Source organism: Planctomycetota bacterium (genome assembly GCA_038746835.1).
Taxonomy (GTDB): domain Bacteria; phylum Planctomycetota; class Phycisphaerae; order Tepidisphaerales; family Tepidisphaeraceae; genus JBCDKH01.
This window is the reverse complement of the sequence record JBCDKH010000107.1, coordinates 1-12,370: the sequence shown is the minus strand read 5'-3', so window position 1 is coordinate 12,370 and position 12,370 is coordinate 1. Positions and strand designations below refer to the sequence as shown.

Sequence of the window (12,370 nt, the reverse complement as noted above, 5' to 3'; positions counted from 1 at the left end):
GGCGGTGCGGAAGAGGGTTTCGAGGGCGTGCCCCGTGCGATGGCCGGCGAAGACGACGCCGTCGCCGGCGCTGGCTTTGAGCTGCTTCATCCAATCGTTGTCCGGGCCTTCGCCGACGATGACGAGCTTGAAACCGAGGCGTTTCTGAGCAGAAACGAGGTCTTGCGTCCGCTTCTCCTGCACGAGTCGGCCGATGCTGACGACGAACTGGCCGGGCTCGATCGCGAGCTCCCGCAGCACGTCGCAGCACGGGTCGAAGGGCCTGTCGTCCGGCACGATGCCGTTGGGCAGCACGGTCGTCGCAAGGCCGTAGGTCTGGCGGTAGTAGTCGGCGAGATAGGGTGCGCAGACGGCGACGGCGTGGCTGCTCTTGGCCATTCGCCGTTCGGCTAGCTTGATCACTTTGGCCCCGAGGCCGAGCGGCGTCTGCTGCCACTTGGCCCGCTGCCAGTCGAGGCCGTGGACGTGACTGACCACCGCGGCCGAGCCACGCGCGGCGAGCGGCGCGAACATCTGCGGCGGCAAGGCGTGCAGCGCGATGACATCGAAGTCGCGGGTCAACGCATGCTTCACCGCGGAGCGTGTGTGGCTCAGTGTCTCGGCGCTCGCGCCGCCCGGTGCAGACGTGGTGACGAGACGAACGCCCTTGTGCGTGTCGGTCGTCGCGACGCCTGGCCGGCAATAGGCGGTGACGTCGTGGCCGAGGGCGGCGAGTCGTGGCAGCAGCTCTTCCCAGATGCGCTCGATGCCGCTGTAGCTCGACGGCATGCCGCGTCCGCCGATTGCTGCGATCTTCAAGGATTCAGGCACGTCGGCTCCTTTCGTGGAGCTGGATCGCCTTTGTGTATGCACCGCACAGCCGACGGTAGAAGACGTCGGGTCGAAACTCGCGTGCGGCACGTTGCCATGCCCCTTGCCCGAGACGAGCGGCGAGTGCGTCGTCTTCCCACAGGTTGGTCATCGCAGCAGCCAGGTCGTCGACGTCGCCGGCTCGATAGATGAGGCCGGACTCGTCGTTCCGGACGACTTCGGGCAGGCCGCCGAGGTCGGTGGCGATGACGGGCAGGCCGTAGGTCTGCGCCTCTGCGGCGGAGATGCCGAAGCACTCGTACCACTCGCTGGGCACGATCATGAACTTGGCTCGGCGGTAGAAGTCGACGAGCTGCTCGCGGTCGAGCTTGCCGACGAACTCGACGTTCGCTGGGGCCGACTCGGCGAGGCCGGGCATGTTGGTGTGATTGCCGGCGATCCTGGTCGGGATGCCCGTCTTCGCCGCGGCGGCGAGGAGGGTCGGCAGCCCCTTCTCCGGGCTGATTCGGCCGACATAGCACGCGTAGTCGCCTTGGCCGAAGTTGAGCGACTCTTGGGTTGGCGGCTGGAGGTCGGTGAAGTTCGGCAGCAGGTGCATCTGCCCGCGGTCGAACCCGGCGGCGACGAAATGCTCGAGCACGAACCGCGTGTTCGGCAGAAAAAGTGTCACGCCGTCATGGAAGATTCGCCTTCGACGTGCTGCGACATTTCTCAGGGCGTAGGCGGTGCTCCAGAGGTGGTTCTCCCGACACCCGTGGATACCGGCCCAGTACTCACGGCCTCCAAGGCACTTGGTGCAGATTTTTCCGTCGCGAAGGTGTTGGCCGGCGGGGCAGGTGAGCTTGTAGTCCGCCAGCTTCATCACGATCGGCACGCCCCGGCCGTCGTACGCCTGGCGGCAGCCGGTGATGGCGTCGGGTGAGAGCAGCGGCAGCACGTTGTGCAGGTGGACCAGATCGATGCGGTGCTCCTCGATCAGGTCCTTGATCCGCGTGGCCGCCCGCTTGGAGGCGATGGACGTGGCGAACGCGCTGAGCTTCTGGCCGAGGGTAACGACGTCGGCGTTGTCGGCTTCGAGCGTCTTGAGAAAGTGCCCGTTTTCCTTGAGAATTCGGTTTTGGCCGAAGAAGTAGACCTCGTATCCGCCCCGGCCGGCGTGGTGGTTGTTGACGTTCAGCACGCGCAGCAGCTCGCCGTGCCGGTTGGTCGGCGGGTCGGCCTCGGGGGCGTCCCAGGTGGTTTGCGGCTCGGCGAGCGTGGTCATGTCGCCTCCTGTTCCGCAGGCCTGATCGCGGCGAAGGCACAGAAGCCGAAGAGCGCGAACGTCGCGAACTGCGCGTGCGTGAAGGCCGACTCGGCAAATCCGTGGACGAGCGCGGCGAGCGAGAGCGCGATCGCCATCGCCGCATCCGCCGACCAGACGCCGGTGTCGGTTCGTCCGCGGCTCAGCCACACCAGCGCCGATCCGCCGACCGCCATCGGCCAGGCAAAAAGCCCGATCATTCCAAGATTCATCCAGCTTTCGAGGTACGCGTTGTGTGCCTCGCTGATCGGAAACGCCGTCTTCTGGCTGACGGCCTGCGTTCGTTCGGGCGACCAGAACGTGTCGTGTCCGTGGCCGACGACGAGTCGGGCGACGTCGCCTGTTGCCTCTTGAAGCGTGAAGGCCCAGATGTCGGTGCGACCCGTCATCGTGCGGATGTTCGCGCTGTCGCGACCCATGAGCGCCGCCTCCCAGACCGGTCCGAGCACACCGGTGTGGAAGAGGAAGATGACGCCAGCGATGGCGATCCCGCTGATGGTCGCAACCGCAACGGCCCGGCCCGGTCGCGTCATCAGCGCGGCCGCCACACCGAGCGATGTGACCGTGATCGCGAGTGCCGTCCGGCTCCGTGTCATCCACAGAATGCCCATCGCGCCTAGCAGAACGAGCCATCGCCACGACGTGCCGGCCCCGAAAAACCCACGCCGGCCAAGGCCGTGCAGCATGGCGAGGCTGAGCAGAAACGCGTTCAAACCCGCGTGATTCGGACTGCCAGTCCCGCTGAATCGCCAAACCTGGCTGCCGGCCTGCCCGCGGTGCATCCACTCGGCGTAGAGGCCCAGGCTGAGGGTCACGATGCCGTAGAACGCGACGACGAACGCGAGGTCGCGCGGCCGGAAGTGTTTGACGAGCGCGGCGATGCTCGTCCACATCGCGGTGAAGACGACGAGTCTTCGGGCCGTCAGGCCGCGGTTGTCGCTCCAGAGCATCGACAGGTACGCCCAGGCGACGATCGCCACCAGCGGATAGAGCACCGGCCAGACGAGCTCACGCCTGCCTTGCTTGCTCGGCAAGAGCAGGCCCAGCGTGCCAAAGCCGGCAAGGGCGAGGAAGCCGATCTGCCGCGTCGCCTGTCCGCCGGCCACGCGATCAACGCGGCTGGCGATGTCGGCGCTGCCGTCGTCGCGCCACTCCAGCGGGCTGCCAAGGTTCTGCGTCGCTAGGAAGAAGCAGCCGAAGATCATCAATGCCAGCAGCCACCTCGCCCGCGACGGCGCGGGGTCGGCCAGCGTCGGCGTCAGTGGCATCGTCGTCATGCCTCACCTGCCTTTTCGCGCACGCGTCGGAAGAAGCAGACGATGCGATAGACGTTGCCAGTCGCGACGCTCAGCACCATCGCCACCGCCGCGCCGCGAATGCCGAAGCTCCAGGTGAGCCACGTGCCGGCACCGAGCATGACGCCCAGCGCGAGGATGTTGGCGACAAAGTCGGGTCGCGCCGCATCCAGTGCGAACAGGCCGCGACTGCTGGCAAAGCCGAGTGCGTGGACGATGCTGACCAGCGCCATGATGCCGACGACGTTGCCGAAGCCGGCGTACTTGTCGTCGTAGAGCAATTGCAGCATCCATTCACCAAGGAAAAACGCTGCCGTCGCGTAGACGGACATCACGCCCGCAAAGGCGAGCGACGCGATGCCGACAAAGCGTTTGAGATCACTCGCTGACCCACTGGCCGCGCGATTGGCAACGGCAGGCCCGAGGCTGTTGGTGATGCCCATGAGTAGCGGATTCGCGATCGCCGCCAGGCCGTAGCAGGCGAACCAGATGCCGGCACTCGACTTGTCGCGCACGACGCCGATGAGCAGCGGATAGCCGTGGGTGCCGACGGTCCAGACGATGCCGCTGGCGAAGATCCAACGCGAAAGCGACCACGTGGCGGACAGGTCGGTCAGCACGCGGTGCCACTGGATCCGGAACTCGCGTCGTCTGGCAAGAAGGACGACGCTCGCCGAGACCACGTTGGCCGTGCCGAGCGTGAGCAGTGCGGTCGTCGCAGAGAGGTTGCCGGTTTGCCACAGAATCCAGATGCCGCCCAGCTGGATGACTGACGTGATCACGTCCAGCGGCAAGGCCCAGCCGGGCGTGCCGGTGGTGAAGCAGAAGACTCGGACGAAGTACCGCAGCAGCACCGCCCACGCCATCGCTGCCAGCGTCGCGAATGTCGTCCCGCCGCCGGCGAGTGCGACGATCGCGACGATGCCGGAGACGAGCAGGCCGACGCCCAGTGCGTGCGTCAGCGCGCTGCCGTTGAAGATGGATCGCTCGGCCTTTTCGCGTCGTGCCAGCAACACCTGGTGCGGCGTCGAGACGAGTGCGTGGACCGCCTCGGTCGCAAAGAGCAAGCCGGCGAATGCCATGCCGTAGACGCCCAGCTCCGGCTTGGCCAGGGCCTTGGCGAGCATGACGTTCGACAGGAAGTTGGTTCCGCTGACGACCGCCTGATCGCCGAGTGTCAGACCCAAACGCAGGCCGCGACGCATGGTTTGGCGTCGCGTCGGTTCCTCCTTGGCGTCGGACTCGTAGGGCACGACAAGCGTCATCGGCGGGTCACTGGCGAAGGCTCGGGATCGATCACGCCCGGCGGTACAGCCAGCCCGGCACCGGGTAGTTCCGCTTGTTCAAGACCGCGACTGCCACGTCCGCCCCGGCACGCTGCAGTCGCTCGACCGCGCGACCCGCCGCCTCGCGACGGAGCGCGTCCGCTTCCATGACGAGCACCGTCACTTCCGCCAGTGCGGCCAGTCGTGGGCCACTCTCGTCGCCAAGCCCTTGGCCGATGTCACGGCCGGTGAGGTCGACGTCGTCGAAGACGGGCGGAAGATCGAGCACGACGTGGCGATAGCTGCGACGAGCGACGTCGATCGCCTTGCGAAGCTCGGCCGTCCGCGTGACGTTGATGGTCGCTTCCGACAGGCCTGGCACGGCAGTCTCTCTCACGTCGGAAAGCACCGGGTTGCCGTCATCGTCCGCCTCGAAGGTCTCGGTTGCGTCGAGCAGCGGACGCAGGACGAGCGCCGGCTCCTTGTCGGCGATGTCGCCTTCGCGACGCTCGGTCTCTTCGAGCACGCGCTCGGCAAAGACGCCGGCGAGGTGCAGGGCGACCGTCGACGTGCCGGCACCAGCACGCGCGGCGATGACGGCGGCGGTTTGTGGCATGCGGCCGCTGTGTCCGGCAGCTTCGCGCTCGAGGATGATCTGTTCGGCAAGGCCGCGTGCACTGCGCCAGACCGCTGTCGATGCGGCGGAGCGGTGGCCGCGACGGGCGAGCTGCAGGTTGGGCCGCTCGTCACGACGACGCCACGCCGCGGCATCCCGGGCGATCGCCCAGGCGATGAGACGCACCGATCGACCCACGCGACGCTGCGGCGCGGCGAGCGGCTCAGACGTAGTGATCTCGTCCTCGTCCTGAAGCTCGTCTTCGTCCAGGAGCAACCCGGCGGGGCGGTCGGTGAACTCCTCGTCGTCCTCTTCCATGCTCAGTCCGCCTTCGAACTGCCCGGCCGGACTCAACGCGGGCGTCAGCGTCGGGGCGGCCTTGGTTCGCGTCTTGCCAAAGGGCAGCGTGACCACCGTGATGACCTTGTTGCCGACCCAGATCGCGCTGCGACCGATGCCCGTGGTGGTTCCGCGTAGTGCGGCGAAGAGGATGTAGCGAGACGCGGCGAAGAAGCCGCGTGCCCCGCGGCGCGTTCCAGCGGCGACGTCGGTCCCGCGACGTCCGGCGGTACCGAAGAGCAGGCCGACCGATTGGACGACGTCGTCGAAGTAGTCGACGGTTCCTTTAGCGACGGCCTGTCCCGACTTGAGCTTCGGGATGCTGACGCACGCGTCGGCGAGCGGAGCGGCAGGCTCGCCGAGTGCGAGCAGGTCGTCCGGCCGGGCGACGTCATGGTCGATCGCATCGGCGGCGAAGGCGACACCACCCGCGGCGAGCGTCGCCATGATGAAGCCCGCGATCAGCAGGATCGGCCGGTTCGGCCCCGACGGCTTGACGGGCAGGTTGGCGGCCGTGACGACGGCAATGTTGCTGATGTCGGCCTTGTCGACCTCCTGGTCGAAGCGGGCGATGTTGAAGCGGCTGGCGTATTCGCGGACGCTCTCTTCCGTGATCGCGGCGCGACGCTCGAGCTCGTCGATCGTGATCTGAGCTTCGTTGATCCGGGCCAGTCCGCCGCGGGCTTCGGCGAGGTCGCCGACGAGGCGGTTGAGCTTGGCGGACTTCGCGTCAGCGTCGGCACGCTCGGTCTCGATGCGAAGGGCGAGCTGCTCGCGAACGGGGTTGACGCTCACAGTTGTCTCCGCAGCGTTTTCCGCCTCAGCGAGGAGACGCTCGGCCTCCTGAACCTGCTTGCGTGCGTTCTGGACGACGATGCTCGTTTCGACGTAGCGAGCGGCGAGGTCGCGCTCTTCGAGACGAAGCTCGGCAAGTCGTGTGCGTAGCGACTCGATCGAGCTGTTCGGAGCGCCGGTCTTGCTCGCACTGATGACCTGCTCGGGCATCTCCGCGACGCGGGCCTCGAGTCGCTCGGCCAGTGCGATCGACGCTGCCTGCTCGGCGCGAGTTGTGTCGATGGACGATTCCAGATCGCCGATGCGCGTCAGCAGAATCTGTCGTTGCACTTCGACGTCCGCGACGCCGCTTTCGTCCTTGAACGCCTGAAGCTGTGCCTTGATCTCGGCGAGTTCGCGTTCGCCACTCTCGCGTTGCTGCGCGAAGAAGTCGGTGCCGCTGGCGTTGCGATAGACCTCCTGGCGGACCTTGCGGAACTGATCGACATAGCTGGCGACGACGTCACGGGCAAGCGCAGGATCGCCACTGGCGTAGGCGATGGTCAGGTTGCTCGTGCCCGGCACGACGGCCGTTGCGACGTCCGACCGGAGCTTGTCGGCTGCCTTGGCGACTGCGACGGACTCGTCCGCGTCTTCGGGCTGGCCGAGTCGTTCTGCTGAGAGTTCGCGAACGACGGCCTCGGCGACAGTGCGGCTGTTGAGCAGTTCGAGTTCGCTGTTGAGCTCGTTGCTGCGGTCCTGCATCGGGAGCGACGCGGCACCGATGGTCGCAGTCGGGTCGATCGCGACACTCTCTCGGCCGAGCTGTACTTTGAGCTTCGCCTCGCTCTGGAACTCGCTCGGCAAGAGCAGCGCTGCGGCCGTCGTGAGGAGGAAGATTCCGAGAAACGTAACGACTGCCTTTCCGCGGTGGCGGAAGAGGACGTAGAGCACATCGCGCGGCGAAAACGCTGCCCGGGCCCGCGGCGTGCGACGGCGAACGGGCGTCGCGTCGGGAGTCGGCTTCGAGCCGTTGGAAGCGTGGGGCGAGCGTGATCGTGGGGCGACCATGGGTCTAGTTGCCGAGGCTGGAGTCGATGCCGTACGTCGTGTTGCCGACCTGTCGCGTGGCCCGCAGGCCGTCTGGAATCACGCCGCCGACGTACTGCTCGACGAAGGTGTTCACGTTGGCGATGGCCGAGCGCGGCACGTGGATGGTGTCGCCTGCTGCGAGGAAGAAGGGCGTGGTCGCCCGGCCGCGGATGGCGTCGCGGAGGTCGACGCGGTAGCCGACCCGCTGATCGCCGACGTCACGCATGACGATGACGTGGCCGACGGCGCTGGTCTCCGGGACGTAGCCACCGGCCAGGATGATCGCCTCCATGACGTCCATGTCGGCCGGCATCGCGATGGGGCCAGGATTCCGGACCTCGCCGCCGACGAGCACGCGCCGGCCGAGCGATTCGCGGAGGATGACGGTGATGGTCGGGTCGCGGAGGTGTTCGGCGTAGAGCGTTTCGAGCTGCTGCCGGAGGGCGTCAGGCCGCTCGCCGGCGACGCCGACCTCGCCGACGAGCTGGAGTGAGACGGCTCCGTCTGGGCGAACCTGCTGGACGTCGTCCAGCTCAGGCGCGGAGTAGAACTTGAACTCCACGACGTCGCCCGGGGCGAGGATGACGGGCCGAGTGGTGACGATGGCCGGTGCGTCGTCGCGTGGGAGCGCGTCGATCTTCGTACACCCCGAAACGGCCAGGGTGACGGCGATGAGAGCGAGGATCGGGTGTGTGCGGACAGACATGCGCGGGACCTTCCCGCTGTGCGTCGTGCGAATCGGTGTCCGACTTAAGCAGCCGAACCCACTCTGACGAGGTTAAAAGCCTCGCTTGAGGAAGACCGCAGGCACGGTCTTGACCAGCAGGGAAGCGTCTCGCAGCAGACCGATGAGGCCGCGGCTTTCGCTCACGTACTTGATGTCCATGCGCATCCAGTCGTCGAAGAGGACGCGGCTTCGGCCGTGGACCTGCCAGATGCACGTCAGGCCGGGCGTGACGTCGAGGCGTCGTCGCTGCCACGGCAGGCAGGCGTCGCTCTCGCTGACGGGCAAAGGCCGGGGACCGACGAGGGTCATGTCGCCTCGCAGGATGTTCCACAGCTGCGGAAGCTCGTCGATGCTCGTCTGTCGCAGCAGTCGGCCAAGGCGTGTGACGCGTGGGTCGTGGCGAAGCTTGAAGGCCGGACCGTCCTGCTCGCTGCCATCGCGGAGATTCATCTCCTTCATGACGCGTTCGGCATCGACGACCATCGTTCGGACCTTGGCGATCCAGAAGACGCGTCCGCCCAGCCCCGTCCGCTTCTGCCAGAAGAGGGCCGGGCCTTTGCTGTCGAGCTTCACGAGCAGGCCGACGAGCAGCAGCAGCGGCGACAGGACAAACAGAGCGGTGCCGGCGACAGCGACATCCAGGCTGCGTTTCCAGACGGGCAGACCCGTGTGGAACGAGGCGGTCGCGTTTGTTCCGCTTTCGGACCCATCGGTCACGTCGACCGTGTCGCCCGCCGGGGCATCCCGCAACTCTTCGGACGGGTACAGGTCTGCCGATGCGTCCGGATAAGCGGTCACCGACCACTGGGGCCTTTGGTGTTCGGGAAGACGGGCCAGCACGGCCTTGGCGAAAGCCATGCCGCCCTCACGCGTCGTTTCCGGCAGGATCGCGACATAGCAGTGCCGGGCGGCGGTGCTGATCTTGCCACAGACCTCACGCGGTGCCGGGCCGAACTCATCCGTCTCACGCTTGCGGCTTTTGATCGCCTGAGCCAGCGTGACGGCACCCGCGTGACCCGGCGTGGCGAACAGAACGATGACGAATCGACGTCCCGCACGATCGGCCAAAAGGCGGTCGCGATGGATGCGTCGTCGCACCTCGTGCCGGCTCGGAATATCGACCTCGATGCTGGGGCGACGCAGTCGACTCAGCAGCCCGCGGCCGGGAGCCTTTCGAGGCAAAGTGCCTGTCGGTCCGTCTTTGAGCAGCATTCTCTCTGACTCCAGTGGATCTCTCGTACCCGCACCGCACGGTGCAAGGGCCGTGAGGCGGCCGCGACCCCTCCGGTCGCGGACTGCCTCACGGGGCGAGTGGTCCTCCGAGTCACCCGCACTGGCTTTATGACACAACGACGGTCCTCCGGTCGTCATGCCGGGCCCACGCAGGCTTATCAGTCCTGCCCCGCCGGGAGGCTAATTGGACCGCCGGCTTGGTCACAGACCGAGATCTGCGTCCGCAACGCGTTGGAACAAATTAATCGCGCGGCTGTATCGATTACGCGATTTCTGCCGCGCGGATCGGTTCTGCATCTCAAGCCGCGGCCCCCTCGCGTCGATGTCGGCGGTGCGACCGTCGCACGTGCCCGTCATGTCCACCGCAATGCCAGTCCAGCCAGGCCTGCCTCGACTCACGTGCCGCCTGTGCAGCGCGACCGTGACGCGCAGCTTCGCGGACCTCGGCGTCCACCCGTTCTGCCAGCGACACGTCGAACCCAAGCGGTTCTATCACGCGGAGAAAACCTACCCGCTCCACGCGTTTGCCTGCGACGCATGCCGCTTGATCCAGCTGCCCGACGGACCCGATCCGGCGGAGATCTTCAGCGATTACGCCTTCTTCTCGGGCTTCAGCGAGACGTGGAAAAGGCACGCTGACGACTACGCGGTCGAGATGATCTATCGGCTCGGCCTGACCGGCGAGTCGCTGGCGGTCGAAGTCGCCAGCAACGACGGCACGCTGCTCAAGCCGTTCCAGTCCCGCGGCATTCCCGTCCGCGGCATCGAGCCTGCCGAAAACGTCGCCGACGTCGCCAATGAGAACGGCGTCGCGACCGAGTCGTTTTTCCTCGGCAAGGCAACTGGCGAAGACTTTGCCGATCGCAACGGCCAAGCTGACGTGGTTGCCGCCAACAACGTCTTGGCCCACGTGCCTGACCTGAACGACTTCATCGCTGGTCTCGCCGCACTGCTCAAGCCGCAGGGCGTGCTGACCGTCGAGTTCCCGCACGTTCGCCGGCAGCTCGAAGAGAACCAGTTCGACACGATCTACCACGAGCACTGGAGCTACTTTTGGTTCTCGACGGCCAAGCTCGCTTTCGAGCGGCACGGCCTGCGTGTGTTCGACGTCAAGCTCACCGAAACCCACGGCGGGAGTGCTCGCTGCTACTGCTGCCGAGCCGACGCCCGGTTCGAGACCACGCCGAACGTCGCTGAGCAGCTCGAGCTCGATCGCCTTGCCGGCCGCGAGGACGCCGCGACCTATGAAGCTTTTGCGGAGACCGTGCGTGAGACGAAGCGCAAGCTGCTCTCGTTCCTCATCGACGCCAAGCGACAGGGCAAGCGCGTGTGTGCCTATGGCGCGCCCGGCAAGGGCAACACGCTCCTCAACTACTGCGGCATCGGGACGGACATGATCGACTTCACCGTCGACCGCAACCCGAAGAAGCAGGGCAACTTTTTGCCCGGCAGCCGCATCCCGATCAAGAGCCCCGACGCGATCGCCCAGGCCAAGCCCGATTACGTGCTCATCCTGCCGTGGAACCTGCGGCACGAGATCGCCGACCAGATGGCCGGCATCCGCGAATGGGGCGGCCAGTTCGTCGTCCCGATTCCGACGGTCGAGGTCTTCTGAACCGACGCACGACTTCCGACGCACCATTCCCGCTCCCCATGTCCCTTGCCGAGCCCCAAATGCTGACTGCTGCCGACGTCGTGCGCGACGACCGCGCTTACATGCTCGATCGCCTTCGCGGCGAGTTCGCCAAGATGGCCGGCGGCAAGCTGCTCATCACGGGCGGAGCCGGCTTCCTCGGCTACTACCTGACGCACGCCGTCGGTGCGTGGAACCAGCAGGCTGCCGAGGCCGATCGCATCGACCTGACCGTCACCGACAACTTCCTCCGCGGCACGCCCGACTGGCTCGGCGAGATGGAAAGTGCCGACGGCGTCAAGCTCGTCAAGTGGGACGTTCGCGACGACATCCCGGCCGAGCTGGGCGACCTCGACTGGGTCATCCACGCCGCATCGATTGCGTCGCCGACCTTCTACCGCGCCAAGCCGATCGAAACGATCGACGCCAACATCGGCGGGCTGCGTCGGCTGCTTGATCGCGCCGCAAGCCAGACCACCAAGCCGCGCGGCATCCTCTTCTACAGCTCCAGCGAGATCTACGGCGACCCCGAGATCATCCCGACACCCGAGGATTACCGCGGCAACGTCTCCTGCACCGGACCGCGCGCCTGCTACGACGAGGCCAAGCGGTTCGGCGAAACCATGTGCGTCGTCTGGGCCAAGCACCACGGATTGCCGATCAAGGTCGCTCGCCCGTTCAACAACTACGGCCCGGGCCTGAAGCTCGACGATCGCCGCGTCGTCAGCGACTTCGCCCGCGACGTGCTCGCCGGTCGAGACATTGAAATGCTCAGTGACGGCACGGCCACGCGGACGTTCTGCTACGTCTCGGACGCCGTCGTCGGTTACTTCAAGGTGCTCGCCAGCGGCCGTGACGGCGAGGCGTACAACGTCGGCATCGAAGAGCCGGAGGTCGCCATCGGCGACTTCGCCCGAGCCATGGCTGATGCCGGTCGCGACCTCTTCGACTACGCCGGCAAGGTCGTCACCGCACCACCACCGGACGCCGACTACCTCAAGGACAACCCGAACCGTCGCTGCCCGGTGATGACCAAGGCCCGCGAGGAGCTCAGCTTCGATCCGCAGGTCGGCCTCGACGAAGGCCTTCGCAAGCTTCTCGCCTGGTACGCCGAGCACCCGGCGACGGACGAAGAGACCGTTTGACTCACGACACCCGCAACCTGGCATGAACGTCACGATCATCGGCACCGGCTACGTCGGACTCGTCAGCGCCGCCTGCTACGCGGAGCACGGGCACGACGTCGTGTGCGTCGATGTCGACGAACGCAAGGTCGAGGCGGT

At 66.6% G+C, this 12,370-nt stretch carries 10 protein-coding genes; 3 read left to right on the top strand and 7 right to left on the bottom strand.

Annotated elements, in window-relative coordinates; translation table 11 throughout:
• The 7 genes from AAGI46_11145 to AAGI46_11115 all read right to left on the bottom strand — a co-directional run.
• Positions 1–810: glycosyltransferase family 4 protein (locus AAGI46_11145; protein ID MEM1012760.1), on the bottom strand; the 810-nt coding region annotated here is incomplete at its 3' end.
• Positions 803–2,074, bottom strand: a complete 1,272-nt coding sequence (locus tag AAGI46_11140; protein ID MEM1012759.1) for a glycosyltransferase family 4 protein — start codon at positions 2,072–2,074, stop codon at positions 803–805. The genes AAGI46_11145 and AAGI46_11140, both read right to left, overlap by 8 nt.
• Entirely contained in the window at positions 2,071–3,390 is a 1,320-nt protein-coding gene (locus AAGI46_11135; GenBank protein MEM1012758.1) for an O-antigen ligase family protein, read from the bottom strand. Before AAGI46_11135 ends, AAGI46_11140 begins: the two co-directional genes overlap by 4 nt.
• On the bottom strand, positions 3,387–4,673 hold the full coding sequence (locus AAGI46_11130) for a polysaccharide biosynthesis C-terminal domain-containing protein (GenBank protein ID MEM1012757.1): 1,287 nt from the start codon (positions 4,671–4,673) through the stop codon (positions 3,387–3,389). The genes AAGI46_11135 and AAGI46_11130 overlap by 4 nt, the downstream gene beginning before the upstream one ends.
• Positions 4,674–4,704: 31 nt before the next feature.
• Positions 4,705–7,473 (bottom strand): hypothetical protein, encoded by a 2,769-nt coding sequence (locus AAGI46_11125; protein MEM1012756.1) that lies wholly within the window; start codon positions 7,471–7,473, stop codon positions 4,705–4,707.
• Positions 7,474–7,477: 4 nt separating this feature from the next.
• Complete coding sequence (locus AAGI46_11120) at positions 7,478–8,200, bottom strand: polysaccharide biosynthesis/export family protein (protein MEM1012755.1); 723 nt, start codon at positions 8,198–8,200, stop codon at positions 7,478–7,480.
• Positions 8,201–8,272: 72 nt separating this feature from the next.
• Positions 8,273–9,433 (bottom strand): sugar transferase, encoded by a 1,161-nt coding sequence (locus tag AAGI46_11115; GenBank protein ID MEM1012754.1) that lies wholly within the window; start codon positions 9,431–9,433, stop codon positions 8,273–8,275.
• A gap of 376 nt (positions 9,434–9,809) precedes the next feature.
• On the opposite strand from AAGI46_11115, the gene AAGI46_11110 reads away from it, so the two are divergent.
• The 3 genes from AAGI46_11110 to AAGI46_11100 all read left to right on the top strand — a co-directional run.
• Positions 9,810–11,069, top strand: coding sequence for a class I SAM-dependent methyltransferase (locus AAGI46_11110; protein ID MEM1012753.1), 1,260 nt, complete (start codon positions 9,810–9,812; stop codon positions 11,067–11,069).
• Positions 11,070–11,107: 38 nt separating this feature from the next.
• On the top strand, positions 11,108–12,232 hold the full coding sequence (locus tag AAGI46_11105; GenBank protein MEM1012752.1) for an NAD-dependent epimerase/dehydratase family protein: 1,125 nt from the start codon (positions 11,108–11,110) through the stop codon (positions 12,230–12,232).
• A gap of 22 nt (positions 12,233–12,254) precedes the next feature.
• Positions 12,255–12,370 (top strand): 3-hydroxyacyl-CoA dehydrogenase NAD-binding domain-containing protein (locus AAGI46_11100; protein ID MEM1012751.1); only part of this gene is annotated, 116 nt, incomplete at its 3' end.